The organism is Mitsuaria sp. MSU3D, assembly GCF_056867975.1.
This window is the reverse complement of the sequence record NZ_CP200314.1, coordinates 6,530,308-6,549,248: the sequence shown is the minus strand read 5'-3', so window position 1 is coordinate 6,549,248 and position 18,941 is coordinate 6,530,308. Positions and strand designations below refer to the sequence as shown.

Annotated in this window: 22 protein-coding genes; 14 read left to right on the top strand and 8 right to left on the bottom strand. The window is 68.8% G+C overall.

Translation table 11 applies throughout. The features are described 5' to 3' along the window. Positions 1 to 7 precede the first annotated feature (7 nt). Both AC1VNM_RS28850 and AC1VNM_RS28845 read left to right on the top strand, forming a co-directional pair. Positions 8 to 889 carry a 3',5'-nucleoside bisphosphate phosphatase gene (locus tag AC1VNM_RS28850; protein WP_483109352.1) on the top strand — a complete coding sequence of 294 codons (882 nt, stop codon included), beginning with the start codon at positions 8 to 10 and terminating at the stop codon, positions 887 to 889. A gap of 133 nt (positions 890 to 1,022) precedes the next feature. Continuing rightward, complete coding sequence (locus AC1VNM_RS28845) at positions 1,023 to 1,673, top strand: L-threonylcarbamoyladenylate synthase (protein ID WP_431102164.1); 651 nt, start codon at positions 1,023 to 1,025, stop codon at positions 1,671 to 1,673. Positions 1,674 to 1,769: 96 nt separating this feature from the next. Here the strand turns inward: AC1VNM_RS28845 and AC1VNM_RS28840 are convergent, their stop codons facing one another. Genes AC1VNM_RS28840 through AC1VNM_RS28830 form a run of 3 tightly spaced genes read right to left on the bottom strand, consistent with a single transcriptional unit; the run spans position 1,770 to position 3,382 of the window. Then, on the bottom strand, positions 1,770 to 2,120 hold the full coding sequence (locus tag AC1VNM_RS28840) for a RidA family protein (RefSeq protein WP_377156888.1): 351 nt from the start codon (positions 2,118 to 2,120) through the stop codon (positions 1,770 to 1,772). Beyond that, entirely contained in the window at positions 2,117 to 2,872 is a 756-nt protein-coding gene (gene plsY / locus AC1VNM_RS28835; protein ID WP_483109190.1) for a glycerol-3-phosphate 1-O-acyltransferase PlsY, read from the bottom strand. Before plsY ends, AC1VNM_RS28840 begins: the two co-directional genes overlap by 4 nt. Before the next feature lie 6 nt (positions 2,873 to 2,878). Beyond that, positions 2,879 to 3,382, bottom strand: a complete 504-nt coding sequence (locus tag AC1VNM_RS28830; RefSeq protein ID WP_431102161.1) for an aminoacyl-tRNA deacylase — start codon at positions 3,380 to 3,382, stop codon at positions 2,879 to 2,881. Between the two features lie 247 nt (positions 3,383 to 3,629). Between AC1VNM_RS28830 and AC1VNM_RS28825 the strand changes: the two genes are divergently transcribed. Continuing rightward, positions 3,630 to 4,739, top strand: a complete 1,110-nt coding sequence (locus tag AC1VNM_RS28825) for a DNA alkylation repair protein (protein ID WP_483109189.1) — start codon at positions 3,630 to 3,632, stop codon at positions 4,737 to 4,739. Here the strand turns inward: AC1VNM_RS28825 and AC1VNM_RS28820 are convergent. Then, positions 4,658 to 4,876 carry a hypothetical protein gene (locus tag AC1VNM_RS28820; protein WP_483109188.1) on the bottom strand — a complete coding sequence of 73 codons (219 nt, stop codon included), beginning with the start codon at positions 4,874 to 4,876 and terminating at the stop codon, positions 4,658 to 4,660. The two genes, AC1VNM_RS28825 and AC1VNM_RS28820, sit on opposite strands and share 82 nt — an antisense overlap. A gap of 132 nt (positions 4,877 to 5,008) precedes the next feature. On the opposite strand from AC1VNM_RS28820, the gene AC1VNM_RS28815 reads away from it, so the two are divergent. The 4 genes from AC1VNM_RS28815 (at position 5,009) to AC1VNM_RS28800 (ending at position 7,477) form a co-directional block, all read left to right on the top strand. Beyond that, on the top strand, positions 5,009 to 5,560 hold the full coding sequence (locus AC1VNM_RS28815) for a DUF2975 domain-containing protein (RefSeq protein WP_377156892.1): 552 nt from the start codon (positions 5,009 to 5,011) through the stop codon (positions 5,558 to 5,560). Between the two features lie 25 nt (positions 5,561 to 5,585). Beyond that, entirely contained in the window at positions 5,586 to 5,828 is a 243-nt protein-coding gene (locus AC1VNM_RS28810) for a helix-turn-helix domain-containing protein (RefSeq protein ID WP_088408757.1), read from the top strand. A gap of 82 nt (positions 5,829 to 5,910) precedes the next feature. Next, a complete protein-coding gene (locus tag AC1VNM_RS28805; RefSeq protein ID WP_483109187.1) occupies positions 5,911 to 6,501 on the top strand; it encodes a hypothetical protein in 591 nt (196 codons plus the stop codon). Between the two features lie 127 nt (positions 6,502 to 6,628). Then, complete coding sequence (locus AC1VNM_RS28800) at positions 6,629 to 7,477, top strand: hypothetical protein (protein WP_483109186.1); 849 nt, start codon at positions 6,629 to 6,631, stop codon at positions 7,475 to 7,477. A 95-nt stretch (positions 7,478 to 7,572) separates the two neighbouring features. Here the strand turns inward: AC1VNM_RS28800 and AC1VNM_RS28795 are convergent, their stop codons facing one another. Continuing rightward, entirely contained in the window at positions 7,573 to 9,339 is a 1,767-nt protein-coding gene (locus tag AC1VNM_RS28795) for an acetate--CoA ligase (RefSeq protein ID WP_483109185.1), read from the bottom strand. A gap of 223 nt (positions 9,340 to 9,562) precedes the next feature. On the opposite strand from AC1VNM_RS28795, the gene arsC reads away from it, so the two are divergent. Beyond that, a complete protein-coding gene (arsC, locus tag AC1VNM_RS28790) occupies positions 9,563 to 9,913 on the top strand; it encodes an arsenate reductase (glutaredoxin) (RefSeq protein WP_483109184.1) in 351 nt (116 codons plus the stop codon). Between the two features lie 15 nt (positions 9,914 to 9,928). Here the strand turns inward: arsC and AC1VNM_RS28785 are convergent, their stop codons facing one another. Beyond that, entirely contained in the window at positions 9,929 to 10,423 is a 495-nt protein-coding gene (locus AC1VNM_RS28785) for a GNAT family N-acetyltransferase (RefSeq protein ID WP_483109183.1), read from the bottom strand. Between the two features lie 17 nt (positions 10,424 to 10,440). On the opposite strand from AC1VNM_RS28785, the gene AC1VNM_RS28780 reads away from it, so the two are divergent. The 3 genes from AC1VNM_RS28780 (at position 10,441) to AC1VNM_RS28770 (ending at position 12,723) form a co-directional block, all read left to right on the top strand. Further along, positions 10,441 to 11,169 carry a CPBP family glutamic-type intramembrane protease gene (locus AC1VNM_RS28780; protein ID WP_483109182.1) on the top strand — a complete coding sequence of 243 codons (729 nt, stop codon included), beginning with the start codon at positions 10,441 to 10,443 and terminating at the stop codon, positions 11,167 to 11,169. Positions 11,170 to 11,221: 52 nt separating this feature from the next. After that, on the top strand, positions 11,222 to 11,707 hold the full coding sequence (locus tag AC1VNM_RS28775) for a hypothetical protein (RefSeq protein ID WP_483109181.1): 486 nt from the start codon (positions 11,222 to 11,224) through the stop codon (positions 11,705 to 11,707). A gap of 89 nt (positions 11,708 to 11,796) precedes the next feature. Continuing rightward, the gene (locus AC1VNM_RS28770) at positions 11,797 to 12,723 is read left to right on the top strand and encodes an alpha/beta fold hydrolase (protein WP_483109180.1); all 927 of its coding nucleotides are present in this window, start codon (positions 11,797 to 11,799) and stop codon (positions 12,721 to 12,723) included. On the opposite strand, the gene AC1VNM_RS28765 is transcribed toward AC1VNM_RS28770, so the two are convergent. Beyond that, entirely contained in the window at positions 12,720 to 13,205 is a 486-nt protein-coding gene (locus AC1VNM_RS28765) for an acyl-CoA thioesterase (protein WP_483109179.1), read from the bottom strand. The genes AC1VNM_RS28770 and AC1VNM_RS28765 overlap by 4 nt on opposite strands. 222 nt (positions 13,206 to 13,427) lie before the next feature. On the opposite strand from AC1VNM_RS28765, the gene AC1VNM_RS28760 reads away from it, so the two are divergent. Continuing rightward, positions 13,428 to 14,291: a ParB N-terminal domain-containing protein gene (locus AC1VNM_RS28760; RefSeq protein ID WP_483109178.1), complete on the top strand. Its 864-nt coding sequence runs from the start codon at positions 13,428 to 13,430 to the stop codon at positions 14,289 to 14,291. 257 nt (positions 14,292 to 14,548) lie between these two features. On the opposite strand, the gene AC1VNM_RS28755 is transcribed toward AC1VNM_RS28760, so the two are convergent. Further along, positions 14,549 to 14,938 (bottom strand): DUF4212 domain-containing protein, encoded by a 390-nt coding sequence (locus AC1VNM_RS28755; protein ID WP_483109177.1) that lies wholly within the window; start codon positions 14,936 to 14,938, stop codon positions 14,549 to 14,551. Between the two features lie 88 nt (positions 14,939 to 15,026). On the opposite strand from AC1VNM_RS28755, the gene prfB reads away from it, so the two are divergent. Together prfB and pepN are read left to right on the top strand one after the other, a co-directional pair. Then, a protein-coding gene (prfB, locus tag AC1VNM_RS28750; RefSeq protein ID WP_431102144.1) for a peptide chain release factor 2 occupies positions 15,027 to 16,131 on the top strand; the annotation gives its coding sequence in 2 pieces (ribosomal slippage) (positions 15,027 to 15,107 and positions 15,109 to 16,131; 1,104 coding nt in all). A gap of 75 nt (positions 16,132 to 16,206) precedes the next feature. Next, the gene (pepN, locus tag AC1VNM_RS28745; RefSeq protein ID WP_483109176.1) at positions 16,207 to 18,900 is read left to right on the top strand and encodes an aminopeptidase N; all 2,694 of its coding nucleotides are present in this window, start codon (positions 16,207 to 16,209) and stop codon (positions 18,898 to 18,900) included. Positions 18,901 to 18,941: the final 41 nt, after the last annotated feature.

The window sequence follows — 18,941 nt, the reverse complement described above, 5'->3', positions numbered from 1 at the left end:
CGGGCAGATGGCGGTGCCTGCCCTGCACCCGCAGACGAACGCGGACCTCCACTGCCACTCGACCGTCTCCGACGGCACGCTGTCGCCGGAAGCGCTGGCCGCGCGCGCCAAGGCCAACGGCGTCGAGCTCTGGGCGCTGACGGACCACGACGAGGTCGGCGGCCAGCAGCGCGCCATGGCGGCCGCGCGGGCGGCGGGGCTGCCCTACCTGACCGGCGTCGAGATCTCCGTGACCTTCGCCGGCAAGGTCGTGCACATCGTGGGGCTGGGCTTCGACCATGAGGATCCGCGCATCGTCGCCGGCCTGCGCGCCACGCGCGGCGGCCGCGGCGCGCGGGCGAAGGACATGTCGGACGATCTGGCCAGGGCCGGCATCCACGGCGCCTATGAAGGCGCGCTCAAGTTCGCCGGCAACCCGGAGCTGATCTCCCGCACCCACTTCGCGCGCTTCCTGGTGGAAACGGGCCAGTGCTCGGACGTGCCCGAGGTCTTCCGCCGCTACCTCACCGAAGGCAAGCCCGGCTTCGTGCCGCACCGCTGGGCGGCGCTGCGCGACGCGGTGGGCTGGATCGTCGACGCCGGCGGGCTGGCCGTCATCGCGCATCCGGGCCGCTACGGCTTCACGCCGACCGAGGAGTACGCGCTGATCACCGAATTCATCGCGCACGGCGGCCGCGGCATCGAGGTCGTCACCGGCAGCCACACGTCGGGCGACATGGTCCAGTACACGGACACGGCGCTCGAATTCGACCTGCTCGCGTCGCGCGGCTCCGACTTCCACAGTCCGGAGGAGAGCCGCGTGGACGTCGGCAAACTCGACCAGCACCTCTCCGGCCGCTTGAAACCGGTGTGGGGCGCGCTCGAGCACCGCATCCACTGGCCGGCCTGATCCCGCCGACTGCTGCGGACCGCCGGGGATCGCTTCGGATCACCGGGCATCGCGGCAGGGATCACCGGAATCATCCGCCGGCGCAGACCGGCTCCATGATCGGCTCGCACGCCGATTGCCACAGGTGAGGACCATGGCCCAGATCTTCGAAGTCCATCCCGACAACCCGCAGGCCCGTTTCCTGCGCCAGGCGGCGCAGATCCTGAGCCAGGGCGGCATCGGCGCCATCCCGACCGACTCCAGCTACGCGCTGGTCTGCCAGCTCGACGACAAGGCGGCCGCCGAGGCGCTGCGCCGCATCCGCGGCGTCGACGACAAGCACCACATGACGCTGCTGTGCCGCGACCTCAGCGAGCTCGGCAGCTACGCACGCGTCGACAACAAGCAGTACCGGATGATCAAGACGGCCACGCCGGGGCCGTTCACCTTCATCCTGGAAGCGACCAAGGAAGTGCCGCGGCGGCTCTCGCACCCGTCGCGCCGCACCATCGGCCTGCGCGTGCCGGACCACCGCGTCACGCAGGACCTGCTCGCGCTGATCGGCGGGCCGCTGCTGGCCACGACGCTGATCCCGCCCGGCGAGCATGAGCCCATCAACGACCCCGAAGAGATCACCGCCCGCTACGACAAGCTGATCCAGCTGATCATCGACGCGGGCGCCTGCCCGATGAAGCCGACCACGGTGGTCGACCTCACGGCCGAGCCGCCGGTGCTCGTGCGGCGCGGCTGCGGGGATCCGGCCTGCCTCGGCCTGGAGCTCCAAGAGGCCGAAGCCGACGAGTGAATCGCGAGCGGGCGCGACGCCCGTTCGAGGCACCAAGCAAAACGCCGGCGCGAAGCCGGCGTTTTGCATGAAGAGGCCCGCAGGCCTCGCGGAGGCTCAGACCGCCGCGGTGATCACGATCTCGATCTTCCACTCGGGCTTGGCCAGCTTGGCCTCGACGGTCGCGCGCGGCGGCGTGTGGCCGGCCGGCACCCAGGCGTCCCAGGCGGCGTTCATGCCGGCCAGGTCCTTGACGTCGGCGATGTACAGCTGCGCGCGCAGGATCTTGGTCTTGTCGCTGCCGGCGCGGGCCAGCAGCTTGTCGATCATGGCCAGCACCTGTTCGGTCTGGCCCTTGACGTCGGCGGTGGCGTCTTCCGGCACCTGGCCGGCCAGGTAGACCACGCCATTGTGGATGGCCATCTCGGAGAGACGCGGGCCGACGTCGAAGCGTTCGATGTTGCTCATTTGCTGTGCTGGTTGGACTTGTTGGAAGGCTTGCCGGAAGGCTTGTTGGAAGCCCTGTGACCGCGCTTGGGATCGTGCCGATGCGCGCGCGATTCCTCGTGGCGATGGGACTTGGCGGCCGGCACGACGGGAACGGGGGCCGATTTCTGACCGAGCTTGCTTTCGGTCCCTGCCATCAGCTTCTTGATGTTGGGCGCATGGCGCCAGATCAGCAGCAGGCTCATCAGCGCGATGGCCGGCAGCTCGGGACCGACGTCCCAGATGAGCATCTGCAGCAGCGGCGCGGCGATGGCGGCGGACAGCGACGCCAGCGACGAGTAGCGGAACACCACCGCCATCGCGATCCACACGCCGAGCACGGACAGGCCAAGCCACGGGTTGATCGCGAGCAGCACGCCGGCCGCGGTCGCGACGCCCTTGCCGCCGATGAACTTGAAGAAGACGGGCCACAGATGGCCGATGAAGGCCGCCAGGCCGACCAGCGCGGCGGTGCCCTCCTCCAGGCCGTACGGCTCGCCGAACTTCAGCACCAGCAGCACCGGCACGTAGCCCTTGAGCGCGTCGAAGACCAGCGTCAGGATCGCCGCGGCCTTGTTGCCGGAGCGCAGCACGTTGGTCGCGCCCGGGTTGCCGCTGCCGTAGCTGCGCGGATCGGACAGGCCCATCAGCCGGCTGACGATCACCGCGAAGGACAGCGAGCCGATCAGATACCCGGCCACGACAGCCAACAAGGGAAACAGGACACTTTGCATGGGGCGCTATTCTGCCCCGGACTTCAGCGCGCACTCGACCGGACGGGCCGCGAGCAGCTCCGTCAAAACCCGGGGTTCGATGCTGACCAGGTAGCCGCGACGCCCGCCGTTGATCAGGATCCGGGGCAGCGCCAGCACGGTGGCCTCGACGAAGACCGGCATCGCCTTGCGCGTCCCGAACGGCGAGGTGCCCCCGACGAGGTAGCCGCTGTGGCGCTGGGCGACGTCCGGCTTGCAGGGCTCGACCTTCTTGCAGGGGATCTGCCGGGCGAGCTCCTTCAGGCTGACGGTGCAGTCGCCGTGCATCAGCACGATCAGCGGCTGCGCCTTCTCGTCCTGCATCACCAGCGTCTTGACGACCTCGTGCTCGGGCACGCCGAGCTGCTTGGAGGACTCGCCGGTGCCGCCGTGATCGACGTAGTCGTAGACATGTTCCCCGAACGCGACCTTGTGCTGGCGCAGCATTTGCGTCGCCAGCGTTTCGCTGACATGGGCGGATTTCTTGCTCATGCCGTGATTCTCCGCGCTGCCCACGCCCGATGCTTGTACGAGCTTGCTGCGGGCGCCGCGGACGCTGCGCGAGCCGCCCGTTCAGCGCATGAAATGCGAGTGATGCGAGTGGTGCGAGTGGTGCGGGCGGTGCGAGTGGTGCGGGCGGTGCGAGTGGTGCGGGCGGTGCGGGCATCGGCAAGCCTGCTGACAGCCGATGGCGGCGCGCGCGCTACGCTGCGGCGGACTTCGTGTTCACCGAGCCCCCATGACGGACGCCGCCTCGACCTCCAGCTACAACCTCAAGGACCTGATCGGCGACACCGCGCTGCGATCGCTGGCATCGGTGTTCTCCGAGTCCGCGCCGGGCTTCCAGCGCAAGCGCTTCCTGGCCGTGGCGACCGAGGGGCTCGAGCCGCTGTCGATCATGCAGCGCGTTCACCGCGTGGCCGAGGCGCTCGACGCCGCGCTGCCCGGCAGCTTCGCGGCGAAGCTCGATGCCGTGGTCGCCGCGGCGCCGCACACGGGCGGCGCTTTCGTGAACATGGGGCTGTGCGATTTCGTCGCGAGCTACGGCCTGCACGATCCTGCCGCGTCGCTGAAGGCGCTCAAGCGGATGACCGCGCATGGCACCGCCGAATTCGCGATCCGGCCCTTCCTGCGCCAGGACCTGGCCAGCACGCTGAAGACGATGACCCGTTGGACCACCGATCGCGACGAGCACGTCCGCCGTCTGGCCAGCGAGGGCTGCCGACCACGCCTGCCGTGGTCGTTCCGGCTCGACGCGCTGGTCGCCGACCCGGCGCCGCTGGCGGCGATCCTGCAGGCGCTGCGCGCCGACGACAGCCTCTACGTGCGGCGCTCCGTCGCCAACAACCTGAACGACATCACCAAGGACCATGCGGACTGGGTCTTCGCCCACGTGGCCGGCTGGGACCTGGCCGACGAGCGCAGCGCGTGGATCGTCAAGCATGCGTTGCGCTCGCGGATCAAGCAGGGCGATGCGCGGGCGTTGAAGCTGATCGGCGCCAGCGAGGGCGCGCTGGCCGTCGTCGAAGGGCTCGCGATCGAGCCCGCACGCGTCGCGATCGGCGGTGAGGTGGAGATCGCCTTCGAACTGCGCTCCACCGCCGACACGACGCAACGCCTGGTCGTCGACTACGCCGTGCACTACGTGAAGAAGAACGGCCGCGCGTCGCCGAAGGTCTTCAAGCTGAAGACCGTGGAGCTCGAAGCGGGCGCGTCGACGCCGATCCGCATCCGTCGCGCGCTGCGCAACTTCACGACGCGCACGCACTATGCGGGCACGCACGCGATCGAGGTGATGGTCAACGGCCAGAAGCTGGCCGGCGGCGCGTTCGAGCTGTTGATCGAGTGAACGGCGGAGGGGCGCTCACTGCGCCGGCTCGAAGTAGACGCCGCCGAACATCGCACAGGGCGCGCCGGCCAGTGGATCTGGAACAGGTCGATGGTCTCGATCTGCAGGCGACGCAGGCTGTCCTCGCAGGCCTGCACGATCTGCGCGCCGGTCCACGCGATGGCCGGGCGATCGCCGCGCGAGCGCGCCGCTCCGCCTTTACACCCCGCGCCGTTGCACCGATCAAATTATTGTTTTACAGTAATTTCTTGCCACCCGACGGTAAGATCATGAGCGACGCACCCTTCCCTGCCAGCCACCAGCGCATCCGCTGGATTGCTCACTGCGTGCGTGCGATGGCCTTGATCGCGATGGCGGTGGTGGTGGGATTCCAAGCGATGTTCTGGACCAACCGCGGCCTGGTGGAACGCACCGCGCGCTCGGACTGGGGCCTGGACTGCCCCCTGCAATTCGACGCCGTCGCGCGCGCGTGGGGCCTGGTGGTCAACCTGCCGCAGACGCTGCTGACCTTGTTCGCGCTGCTGTGCCTGTGGCGCCTCTTCGGCGCCTACCTGCGCGGCGAGGTCTTCACCGATGGCGCGACGCGCCACCTGCGGCGCCTGGGTCAGTCGGTGACCACGATGGCCCTGGTCATGCCGCTGACCTTCACGGTCACCATCCTGGCGCTGACGCTCGGCAATCCGCCCGGGCAGCGGATACTGTCCGTGCACCTCGCCAGCGAGCACTACATCATGCTGCTGCTGGGCCTGGTGCTGATCGCGATGGCGATGGTGATGCGCGAGGCCCAGCGCATGGCGCAGGAAAACGCCGAGTTCGTCTGAGCGGACCGGCCCAGGAACCCCGCCCATGCCCATCGTCGTCCGACTCGACGTGATGCTCGCGCAGCGCAAGATGCGCTCGAAGGAGCTCGCCGAGGCCATCGGCATCACCGAGGCCAACCTCTCGCTGCTCAAGTCCGGCAAGGTGCGCGGGGTGCGCTTCGACACGCTGTCGCGGATCTGCGCGGTGCTGCAGTGCCAGCCCGGCGACCTGCTCGCCTGGGAGCCGGGCGACGAGCCCGAGGACGGAGGCTCCGATGGCGGCGCGTGAGGCCCGAGATCCTCTCGATCCTCGCGCCCCGCGTGGGCGGAAGCGCCGCCTCGGCCCACGCGCGCTCGCGATCGGCGCGGTATTGCTGCTGCACGTCGCGCTGATCGGCTGGCTTCAGCATGCCTGGCACGGGGCCGACGCCCACCGGGAGCAGCGCAGTTCGTCCATCCGCATGGTGACGATCCAGTTGCCGCCGCTGCCGAAGCCGGCGCCGAAGACGACGCTGGTCGCCCGGTCTGCGGATCGTCGGGCAAGGCCTGACCCCGACATGCCGTCCTCTCAGACCGCCCCGTCGACACCGCCGTCAGCGCGTGTCCAGGCGCCACGACCCGAGGTCGACCGCCACGCGGAAGAGCCGCGATCCACCGTGGTGGTCGCCGCGCCGGCGCCGGCCTCGGCGGCCTCCGGTGCGACCGGCCGGGACCTGATGTACGGCGCCGCGACGCAGCGCGCGGTCCGCCAGTCGACGCAGGGCCAGCCGCTGCTCGCCGAGCGCGCGGACCACGCCAGCCTCGCGCCCGACAAGATCGATGCGTCGACGAAGCTCGGCAACGAGATGATGAAAGGCGCCAGCGGCGACTGCCTGAAGGGCGAGTTCGCGGGCGGCGGCGCGGGCCTGCTGAGCGCGCCGTTCTGGCTGCTCGCCGAGGCGCGCGGCAAGTGCCGGCGATGAGCACGGACGCGTGCTCGCGCCACGGTCCGATCGATGACACCCCGATGCGGGACACGCGTCGTCAACCCACACCGGCCGCGCACCGTTCAGCGCAGATCGCGCTTTGCGACACAGGGAGAGAGTCGAAGTGAAGCCCCAGCAGTTCACCCGCGCGGCGCGCCGCGTTCCAGTCGTCGCGATCGCCATCGCCGTGGTGAGCACCCTCGCCGCCTGCGATCCGATCGCCGCGGCGACCGCCGCCGAGACGTCGGCCGCCGTCGCGGTCGCACCGTCTGCTTCCGGCGCGGTGGCCCTGCCCACGGTGCAGAGCGACATGAAGCGCGGCGCCTCCTTCCCCTACAAGCGGCTCAACGAGCTGCTGTCGAAGTTGCGCACCGAAGGCGAAGGCCTGTTCGTGAGCCGCTTCGTGCTGACCGACGCGAAGGACACGACCAAGCCGCCGCCGGCCGGCACCAAGCTCGCGCTGATGAGCGACGACGACTACATCCCCATCCCCCTCGACGACAAGGGCCGCTTCGACCTGCCGACCTTCCCCGAGCAGCAGGCCAAGGACATGGACTTCGGCACCAACGTGCCCAAGGGGGATCTGGGCGTGCGGCTGAGCATCGACCTCGCGACGCCGCCGGAGATGCTGGACATGGCCACGGTGCGGCGCATCGTCGCGGTCGGGCAGCGGCTGCGCACCGAGCTGCTGCCCTGGTACGTGCGCTGGATGTTCCCGCAGATCGACGGCGTCATCGTGTGCAGCGACCAGCCGCAGTGGAACCTCGACTGGACGGAGGGCGGCCAGCACCTGCGCCTGCCGCTGCCCTCCGAGGCCCAGCAGCGCGAGCCCGAGACACCCAAGGGCAAGCCGTCCCGCGCCTGCACCGTGCTGACCGGCCAGGAGCAATGGCCCGACGCGGCGCTGCTGCAGCCGCAACCGGGCGCCAACACCAAGCTCTACGTGAAGCTGCGCAACACGCGCGCAAGCTGACCGGGCTTGCTCTCTCTCGCGGTCCCGGCTTTGCTCCCTCTCCCGCTTGCGGGAGAGGGCGGGGGTGAGGGCCAGCGGCCTAGGCAGTCAACGGATCAGACAACGCGTCCCGTCGCGCGGTCCGCTTCCAGTTGCCGCAGCACGCGGCGCTGCACCTTCCCGGTGGTCGTCATCGGCAACGCGTCGAGGAACTCGATCTCCTTCGGGTACTCGTAGGGCGCGAGCCGCTGCTTGACGAAGTCCTGCAGCTCCGCGACCAACGCGGCCGACGGCTGCCGCCCCGGCGCCAGCACGACGAAGGCCTTCACCAGCGCGCCCCGCTCGGCATCGGGCTTGGGCACGACGGCGGCGTTGGCGACGGCCTCGTGGCGCACGAGGCAGTTCTCGATCTCGCCCGGGCCGATGCGATAGCCCGCCACCTTGAACTGGTCGTCGGAGCGCCCCTGGTACCAGAGGTAGCCGTCCTCGTCGGCGAGGGCGAGGTCGCCGGTGCGGCACCAGCTGTCCGCCGGATCGCCGGTGAACTTCGCGGCGGTCGCCGCTTCGTTGCGCCAGTAGCCGAGGAAGAAGATCGGATCGGGCACGCCCTGCGCGTCGCGCCGATGCACGGCCACTTCGCCGATCCGCCCGGGCGGACAGACCTGCCCCTCCTCATCGATGACCGCGACGCGGTGGCCCGGATAGGCGCGGCCCATGCTGCCGGGCTTGGCCGGCCACAGCCGCGCGCAGTTGCCGACGACGTAGTTGATCTCGGTCTGCCCGAACATCTCGTTGATCGTCACGCCAAGCTCGCGCTGCCCCCAGTCGAAGACCGCGTCGCCGACGGCTTCGCCCGCGCTCATGACGGCCTGCAGGTGCAGCGTGTAGCGCTCGGCGGGATGCGGCACGGCCTTCATCATCGCCTTCAGCGCGGTCGGGAACAGGAACGTATGGCTGACGCGGTAGTGCTGCATCAGCTCGAAGGCCTTCTCCGGCGAGAAGCGGCCCTGGTAGCCGAGGATGGGCCGGCCGAAGCACAGCGACGGCAGCAGCGCGTCCATCAGGCCGCCGGTCCAGGCCCAGTCGGCGGGGCTCCAGAACACGGCCTCGCTGCGCACGGTCGGATCGTGCGGATCGAAGCCGAACCAGTTCTGGCTCGCGATGAAGCCGGTGAGGTTGCCGAGCAGCGCGCGCTGCGGCAGCAAGGCGCCCTTGGGCGCGCCGGTCGTGCCGCTGGTGTAGATCAGGATCGCGGGGTCCTCGGCCGCGTTGTCGCGCGCGGCGAAGCGCGCGTCCTCGGCCTGCAGCGCGGCCATCCAGCCGGCTTCGCCCTCGTGGGCATCGGACTCGCCGACGACCATCACGTGGCGCAGCGCCGGGCACGATGCGCGCACCGAGCGCAGCGCGTCCAGTGCGCCGCCCTCGACGATCGCGACGCAGGCTTCGCTGTCCCTGAGGCGGTACTCGAGCGCATCGGGCCCGAAGAGCATCGACAGCGGCATCGCGACCGCGCCGAGCTGGTTGATCGCGATGTGCGCGACGGCGGTCTCGAAGCGTTGCGGCAGCACGAGCGCCACGCGGTCGCCGGCCTCCACGCCCAGGCGCTTCAGCGCGTTGGACAGCCGGTTGGCCGCGCGCTGCAGCTGGCCGAAGGAGTACTGCGCGCGGCAGCCGCTGTCGCTGTCGAAGAAGACGGCGGGCGCATCGGGCGTCTCGCGGGCCCAGCGGCCGCAGCAGAGCTCGGCGATGGCCAGGCGCTCGGGCACCTGCCAGCGGAAGGCGCCATGGACCAGCGCGTAGGCGTCGGGCGCGGCGCGAGTCGCCGCGCGGGGCACGGTGATGCCGTCGGCCGGGCCGGCGTCCTTGGCGGTCTTGCCGGTCATCGGGTCTCCATCCTGGAACAAGAGCGTGGATGCTAGCGAGCGGGTCCTGGGCGGTCTTCATGGAAAGCCCGTAGCGCCATGTCGGTGCCTGGGAGGATCGCGATGCCCGCGGGAGGTGCATGGGCAAGCGGCGGACGGTCCGCATATCGATATGTGAATCGCGAAGCTGAACGTGGGCGCGCTGCGGAAGCCGCGGGCCGGGACGCCTCCTACACTGGGCCGCATGAGCCTCAAGATCCTGCACAACCCCCGCTGCTCCAAGTCGCGCGAGGCGCTCGCGCTGCTGGAGTCCCGTGGCCTTCGGCCCGAGGTCGTCGAGTACCTCGAGACGCCGTTGACGCTGCCCGAGCTGCAGACGCTGCACCGGCAGCTCGGCACGCCGGTACGCGCGATGGTGCGCGACAACGAGGACGACTATCGCGAGCTCAACCTGGCGGACGCTTCGCTGACCGACACACAGCTGCTCCAGGCGGTCGCGGACCGACCGAAGCTACTGCAGCGGGCAATCGTCGTGCAGGGCGACCGCGCCTTGATCGCGCGTCCGCCGGAGCTGCTGAACGACTGGTTGAAGTAATCGGCCGGGACTGGATCAACCCTTGAAGCGCGCGAGCGCATCGCCGGTCAGACGGCACAGCCGCCAGTCCGGCATGATCGTCGCGCCCATCTTCTCGTAGAACCGGATGGCGTTCTCGTTCCAGTCGAGCACGCACCATTCGAAGCGGCCGTAGTCGCGCTCGATCGCGATCTGCGCCAGGCGCGTCAGCATGCGCTTGCCCAGGCCCGCGCCGCGATGCGCGGGCTGCACGTACAGGTCCTCGAGGTACATCCCGGGCTTGCCCAGGAAGGTCGAGAAGTTGGTGAAGGTCAGCGCGAACGCGACGACCGCGCCGCTGTCGTGCTCGGCGACCATGGCCTCGCAGACCGGACGCTCGCCGAAGAGATGCGGGAGCAGCTTCTCGGGCGTCACGTCCATCAGGTGCGACAGGTGCTCGAAGTCGGCGAGCTCGCCGATGAGGCCGACGATGGCGCTCAGGTCGTCGGGCCGCGCGGGGCGGAGGGTGTAAGGGTCGGGTATTGCGGACATGTGGGTATTCTGTATGGATGACGAGAGACTTCCCCTTCTACAACGGTGAACCCGTCGCCCTGCGCCCTGTTCAATGGGCGTGGCTGATGCTGGCCGTGGTGGCGGGCTTCTTGACGCTCTACCTGCCGATCGGCGAGTCCTCGCCGCTCCTGGCCTTCGTCCCGGCCGTCCTCTTCCCCGCCATTCCCTTGCTTGTGCTGCGTGCCGTGGCGGGCCGGCATTGGCGGGCGCTGTTCCAACGCGTGGGCATCCAGGCGATCGCGATCGCGGTGGGGATCGCCCTGCTCAATCTGGTCGTCACGGTCGCCCTGGGCCTGCTGACCACCCGCTTCTTCGGCGTGAGCGCCAATCCGGTCTTCGACGTCCTCGCGCATGATTCGAGCGCGGACCGATGGCTCTTCGCCTTGAGGACCCTGCCTCAACTGCTGGGTGAGGAAGTGCTGACGATGCTGCCCTTCCTCGCGCTGATGACGCTCTTCACGACGCGCGCGGGTTGGTCCAGGCGGGCCGCGATCGTGGCCGCGTGGTGGATCTCCGCGCTGATCTTCGGCATGGCCCACCTCCCCACCTACCAATGGAACTGGGTGCAGTGCGTGGTGGTCATCGGCTCGGCGCGTCTGGTCCTGTCGTTGGCCTACCTGTGGACCCGCAACCTCTGGGTGTCGACGCTGGCGCATGTGCTCAACGACTGGACGCTGTTTTCCGCGGGCCTGCTGCTGGCGACATCGGGTCACGCACCCGCGTGAGCGAACATCGTTCAGTGAGGTCAGTGTTCGAAGAGATTTCTAGAATCGGACCATGAAGAAACCCCTCGGGCTCGTCATGCCCATCGGCCCCATGCCCTGGCGTACCTTGACCGCTTCGGTCATCGTCGCCGTTGCGCATTCGGCCAACGCGGCGCCCGACACGTGCAAGATGTCGGAGCCTCCGGCAACGGCAGGCGAAGAGGCGCACATGGGCGAGCTCCTGCTTGTCTATCCGCGGGCGAAGGACGCCGGGGACCGTTTCACCGGCTGCCAGTCCATCTGGGGCCGCACAAAGACCGGTTCGCAACTGATCGTGAGGTTTGAGTACTCGCGAGGGACCTTCGTTGCTATCCACGACGGCGCCAAGCGAATCCGATGCGCATATAGCGACGACGAGTTGCGCAGTGGCTCAGACCCGGTTTGCCCCGAAAGCCTTCCGTCGCTGATTCCCACATTGCCGCCAGGCTGCTTCTCCAAATTTCAACGCCGGGCCGCTGGGACGAATGAATCTTTGCCCGAGTGCGACAAGTTTGAGTAGAGCGCTCCGGCACCTTGACGGATCTTGAGGTTCGCCATTGTCTCCATGGCGAAAGCGCCCTTCCCCGCGCCGCACTACAGTCGCCGTCCATGAGCACCGACTCCAGTACCGCGCCCCCTTCCGAGTACACCGTCCGCCGCCCGCATCGCAGCGAGTTCATGACGCTGCGCGGCTTGCGCCATCACGTCCTGAGGTGGGGACCTGAACCCGACGGGCAGCGACCGCTGCTCGTGATGGTCCACGGCTGGATGGACGTCGGCGCGTCGTTTCAGTTCATGGTCGACGCGTTCCGCGAGGAGCGCAGCGTCGTCGCCATCGACTGGCGCGGCTTCGGGCTCACCGATGCCAACGGAAGCGATGCGTACTGGTTCCCCGACTACCTCGGCGATCTGGATGCGTTGCTCGATGCCGTCAGTCCTGACGCACCGGTCGACCTGCTCGGCCACAGCATGGGCGGCAACATCGCGATGACCTATGCGGGCGTGCGGCCGCAGCGGCTGCGCAAGCTCGTGAACCTCGAAGGCTTCGGGCTGCCGGACACGACACCCGAGATGGCGCCGGCGCGGCTCGCGAGTTGGCTCGACGAACTCAAGGAGCCGCAGAGCCTGAAGACCTACGACAGTGTCGAGGGTGTGGCGCAACGGCTGATGAAGACGAATCCGCGGCTCTCCGCCGACAAGGCCGCTTGGCTCGCGCCGCACTGGTCGCGGCAAGGCGACGACGGGCGCTGGCACATCCTCGGCGATCCCGCGCACAAGCGGACCAATCCGGTGCTCTACAAGAAGGCTGAGGCGCTCGCCTGCTGGTCGCGCATCGAGGCGCCCACGCTGTGGGTCGAGGGCAGCGAGACCCAGCTCTCGCAGTGGTGGGGCGACCGCTATCCGCGCGAGGACTTCGAGACCCGGCTCAGCGTGGTCAAGGACCTGCAGCGCATCACGCTTCAGCAGGCGGCGCACATGATGCATCACGACCAGCCAGAGGCGCTGGCGCGCGCGGTGCAGGAGTTCCTCGGCTAGTCCGTCGACACCACCGCGGCCTGATACGCCGCGATGAACTCCGGCGGCATCCGCTTCGGGCGGCCGCCGCTGATGTCGATGCACACCAGGTCCCAGCGGCCGCGCATCAGCGTCTGGCCGTCGCTCGCGCGGCGCAGCTGGAAGCGGCGCTCCATCGCGAGCTTGCCGTCCCCCGCCGTCAGCCAGGTGCCCAGCACCAGCGCCTCGCCTTCGAAGGACGGCAGCAGATAGTCGTAGCCGCCGTGGCGGATCGCCATCGCGCGGTCGAGGCGGCGGTAGTCCTCGATGTCCAGCCCCAGCGCCACCGAGTGCGACCACGCGACCTGCTCGCACCACTTCACGTAGACCGCGTTGTTGGTGTGGTTCAGTCCGTCGATGTCCGCCGGTTGGGGGCTCACCGCCAACCGATGGGGGGACGGGTAGTCCCAGCCGCTGGACAACGGGTCGACCGGCGCGGGGATCGCTTCGTTCATCTCGCTCATCGGGGGGCGCTCATCTGGGGGTGGGTTCCGTGGGATTTCCGACGCTCGCGCTCGGGGTGCGACAGGTTAGCGTCGCGAGTTAGGCAGAATGCCGCCCTTTTCCGGCGTCGTCCGTCGCCCGTGCGACCCGCGCGCCAGTCGCACATTCCGAACACCGCGCGGCAGGGTCATGCCCTGCCGGCGTCTTCCCCTGTTGTCCCTGCCGTCCCGCTGCCCGTCCCCATGAACATCATCGTCACCGAAGAACTCAAGGCCTACATCGATCCGCTGACCGAGGACGAATACGCCGCGCTCGAGCGCAGCATCCTCGCCGAGGGCTGCCGCGACGCGCTCGTGCTCTGGGGCGACATCCTCGTGGACGGCCACAACCGCCACGGCATCTGCACCAAGCACGGCATCCCCTTCCAGACGGTGCAGAACACCCGCTTCAAGTCGATGGAAGACGTCCACCTGTGGATGATCGACCAGCACCTGGGCCGTCGCAGCGTCTCCGACTTCCAGCGCGGCGTGCTCGCCCTGCGCAAGAAGGAGATCATGGAAGCGCGCCGGCTGGCCGTGCTCAACGACCCGGCCCCGGAGGCCCCCGTCGCCGACACGACCGCCGCCCCCGTGCCCGACGCCCCGCCGCTGAAAAGCCGCGAAGCGATCGCGCGCGCCGCGCGCATCAGCAGCGCCACCGTGACGCAGATCGAGAAGATCCAGAAGGCCGCCGCGCCCGAACTCGTGGCGGCCGTGAAGTCGGGCGAGGTCTCGATCAGCGCGGCCGCCGTGATCGCCGACCTGCCCGCCGAGGAACAGGCCGCCGCCGCCGCCGGCGGGAAGAAGGAACTGCGCCAGGCCGCCAAGCGCGTGCGCGAGTCCAAGGTCGGCAAGAAGGCCGCGGGCGACGCCGTCGCCGAAGTGGCCGTGGAGCTGCTGGGCGTGCCGACGAACGAGGACGGTGAACTCGAGGCCGATCCGGCCGTCGCGCTGCTGCGCGCGCAGGTCGGCGCGCTGCAGGACGAGAACATCAAGCTGCGCGCACAAGTCGCGGAACTGCAGGCGCAACTGGCCGCGGCGAAGCAGGACGCTTCGTCGCCCTTCTGATCCTTTGCCTCCGCCGTCGGCACAAGCCGGGGTGGGGTCTCCTCATACGTCTCGCAGGCTCCACAAATCGTCGACCCCACCCCGGCTTGCGCCGACTCGAACCGAGCCCCCGCACGACGCATCGTGAAAGTCCTCGGTAGCAAATCCGGGGAAGGACGGCAGTGGTTGGGGACGGTGAGGTGTGGGGTTTTAGCCCTTGCGGCTGGGGCCCCATACCTCGGCGGCCAACGCCCAGGCCAAAGCAGGTCGGCGGTCGATCAGAACCCTGTGATCGGCCCCGAGCGCTCCTTCTCCGGTCGCCGCGACTCCACCTCATCGAAATACGGTGCCGGGTCTTGCACCCCCACCTCCGCCTCCCGGCGGTTCATGACGGTCGCATAGATGACGACGATCGCCACATAGACGATCAACGCCCCCTGCGAGCCCACCCAGAAGCTGAACGGCCAGCCGAAGAAATCGAAGCTGAGCACGCGCGCGAAATACGCGACGCCGAAGGTCACCAGCGCCCACACGACCAGCAGCATGAGCGTCAGCCGCCAATTGCCGCGGCGCACCCGCCGGCGCCGGGCGCGGAACGTTCCGGACGGGGTGCCGGAGGGGGTTCCGGACGGGTAACCCGCATCGGGGACAGGCGGTTTCGGACGCATCCCGCCATCTTAGGGAGCCCGTTCGCGTCAGCATGAGAAAATACCCGGCTTCGGGCCCCTCTCGGGGGCTCCACCCTTCGAGCGAATCATGGACATCGAACAAATCAATGCGATCGGCAACACGCTGACCGATCTGCAAGCGCGTACCGACGCGCTAAGGGGGTACCTTTGACTACGACCGCAAAGCACTGCGGTTGAATGAAGTCAACGCCGCCCTGGAGAACCCCAACGTCTGGAACGACCCCAAGCGGGCCCAGGAGCTCGGCAAGGAAAAGCGCACGCTGGAACAGGTCGTCGAGACGATCAACCACCTGACGTCCAACATCGCCGACAACCTCGAGTTGTACGAGATGTCCAAGGACGACAACGACATCGCCGGCATCCAGACCATCGAGGCCGAGTCCGTCAAGCTGGCCGAGAAGGTCGAGGAACTCGAGTTCCGCCGGATGTTCAACAACCCGGCCGACCCGCTGAACTGCTTCATCGACATCCAGGCCGGCGCCGGCGGCACCGAGGCCTGCGACTGGGCCGGCATGCTGCTGCGCCAGTACCTGAAGTATTGCGAGCGCAAGGGCTTCAAGGCCGACGTCGAAGAGCAGACCGACGACGAGATCGCCGGCATCAAGAGCGCCACCATCAAGGTGGAAGGCGAGTACGCCTTCGGCCTGCTGCGCTCCGAGTCGGGCGTGCACCGCCTGGTCCGCAAGAGCCCGTTCGACTCCTCGGGCGGCCGCCACACCAGCTTCGCCTCGCTGTTCGTGTATCCGGAAGTGGATGATTCGATCGAGATCGACATCAACCCGTCGGACGTCCGCACCGACACCTACCGCGCGTCCGGCGCGGGCGGTCAGCACATCAACAAGACCGACTCGGCGGTGCGCCTGACCCACATCCCGACCGGCATCGTCGTGCAGTGCCAGGACGGCCGCAGCCAGCACAGCAACCGCGACGTCGCCTGGAAGCGCCTGCGCTCGCGCCTGTACGACCATGAGATGAAGAAGCGCATGGCCGAGCAGCAGAAGCTCGAGGACAGCAAGACCGACGTGGGCTGGGGCCACCAGATCCGCTCGTACGTGCTGGACCAGAGCCGCATCAAGGACCTGCGCACCAACGTCGAGATCTCCAACACCCAGAAGGTGCTGGACGGCGACCTCGACGCGTTCATCACGGCGTCCCTCAAACAGGGCGTCTAAGAAAAACAATGAGACCCATGCCCCGGTGCTCGATCCCCGGCCCGGGGCTTCTTCATTCCTACAAGGAAGTCCGTCATGCGTGAAGGCACCGCCACCCTGATCCGCCGCGCCGATTACGTCGCGCCGATCTTCTGGATCCGCACCGTCGACCTGTGCTTCGACCTCGATCCGGCCAAGACGCTGGTCGCCAGCAAGATGCGCCTGGAACGCAACGCCGCGGTGCCTCACGGCCCCCTGCGCCTGCATGGCGAGGAGCTCAACCTGCTGCGCGTGCTGATCGACGGCGAGAGCGTGTCCTTCCGCCAGGAAGGCCATGAGCTGATCATCGACAACGTGCCCGACGCGGACTTCACGCTCGAGATCCGCAACACCTGCTGCCCGGACAAGAACACGACGCTGTCGGGCCTGTACACCTCCGGCGGCAGCTTCTTCACGCAGTGCGAGGCCGAAGGCTTCCGCCGCATCACCTACTTCCTGGACCGCCCCGACGTCATGGCGGTCTACACGGTGACGATGCGCGCCGACAAGGCCAGATACCCGGTGCTGCTGTCCAACGGCAACCTGATCGAATCGGCCACGCTCGACAACGGCCGCCACCTGGCCAAGTGGCACGATCCGTTCCCCAAGCCCAGCTACCTCTTCGCGATGGTCGCCGGCGACCTGGTCGCGCGCGAGCAGCGCATCCGCACCCGCGGCGGCAAGGACCACCTGCTGCAGGTCTACGTCCGCCAGGGCGACCTGGAAAAGACCGAGCATGCGATGAACTCGCTGATCGCGTCGGTCGTGTGGGACGAGGCGCGCTTCAACCTGCCGCTGGATCTGGAGCGCTTCATGGTCGTCGGCGTGTCCGACTTCAACATGGGCGCGATGGAGAACAAGGGGTTGAACATCTTCAACACCTCGGCGCTGCTGGCCTCCCCCGCCACGGCGACCGACGCGGACTTCGCCCGCATCGAGTCGATCGTCGCGCACGAGTACTTCCACAACTGGACCGGCAACCGCGTCACCTGCCGCGACTGGTTCCAGCTGTCGCTCAAGGAAGGCCTGACCGTCTTCCGCGACCAGGAATTCAGCCAGGACATGGCCGCCACGCCGAGCGCGCGCGCGGTCTGCCGCATCGAGGACGTGCGCGCGCTGCGCGCCCGCCAGTTCCCCGAGGATGCCGGCGCGATGGCGCACTCGGTGCGTCCCGACGAGTACGTCGAGATCAACAACTTCTACACCGCGACCGTCTACGAGAAGGGCGCGGAAGTCGTCCGCATGTACCAGACGCTGGTCGGCCGCGACGGTTTCGCCAAGGGCATGGCGCTGTATTTCGAGCGGCATGACGGCCAGGCCGTGACCTGCGACGACTTCGCGCAGGCGATCGCGGACGCGAACCCGGGCTCGCCGCTGACGACGCGCCTGGATGCGTTCAAGCGCTGGTACGCGCAGGCCGGCACGCCGCGCCTGCAGGCCCGTGGCGTGTACGACGCCGCCGCGCAGACCTGGACGCTGACGCTGACGCAATCGAGCGCGGCCACGCAGGGCCAGACGGCCAAGCTGCCGCAGGTGATCCCCGTGTCGCTGGGGCTGCTGTCGCGCGACGGTCAGGCGCTGCCGCTGATGCAGCAAGGGGAAGACGGCGCCGGCGGCGCCACCGACACCGAGCGCGTCCTGGTGCTGGATCAGGTCGAACAGTCCTTCGTCTTCGTCAACGTGCCGTCCGAGCCGGTGCCGTCGCTGCTGCGCGGTTTCTCGGCGCCGGTGGTGCTGGACGACGGCCTGGGCGACGCCGAGCTGCTGGTGCTGCTCAAGCATGACAGCGACGCCTTCAACCGCTGGGAAGCCAGCCAGCGCCTGGCGCTGAACCGCATCCTCGGCGCCGTGCGCTCGGGCCAGCCGCTGGTGCTGGACGCGGCCTACATCGACGCGATGCGCGCGGTGCTGCGTCATCCGGAGCTGGACCCCGCCTTCAAGGCGCTGGCGCTGCAACTGCCCGACGAGGCCTACATCGCCGAGCAGCTCGACGTCGTCGATCCGCAAGCCATCCATGCCGCGGTCGAGGCGGCGCAGACACAGCTGGCGTCGGCACTGCAGGCCGACTGGGCCTGGGCCTTCGACGCGCATCAGGTCACGACCGGCTACAACCCGGACCCGGTGCAGAGCGGCAAGCGCGCGCTGGTGAACCTGTCGCTGGCGATGCTGGTCCTGAACGCGACCCACACCGGCGACGGCGTGTGGCCGGGTCGCGCGTACCAGCGCTTCAAGGACGCGACCAACATGACCGATCGCATGGGCGCGCTGTCCGCGCTGGTGCAGGCGCACGCGGAGCTGGCCGACAGCGCGCTGGCGCGCTTCCACGCCCAGTTCAAGGGCGAGGCGCTGGTCATCGACAAGTGGTTCGCGCTGCAAGGCCGCGCGGCCGAGCGCGACGGCAAGACCTTCGCCAAGGTCAAGCAGCTGATGAAGCACGCCGACTTCACGCTGAAGAACCCGAACCGCGCGCGCAGCCTGATCTTCTCGCTGACGATGTTCAACCCGGCGGCCTTCCACCGCGCCGACGCTGCGGGCTACGTCTTCTGGGCGGAGCAGGTGCTGGCGCTGGACGCGATCAATCCGCAGGTCGCCGGTCGGCTGGCGCGCGTGATGGACCGCTGGACCGCGCTGGCGCAGCCGTACCGCAGCGCCGCCCGCGAGGCCATCGCCCGCGTCGCCGCCAAGCCGGACCTGTCCAACGACGTGCGCGAGATCATCGAGCGCGCGCTGGCCTCGGACACGCAGCATTGATGCCACGCGCGGCGCACTAGATTTGCAACCATCGGAGTCGT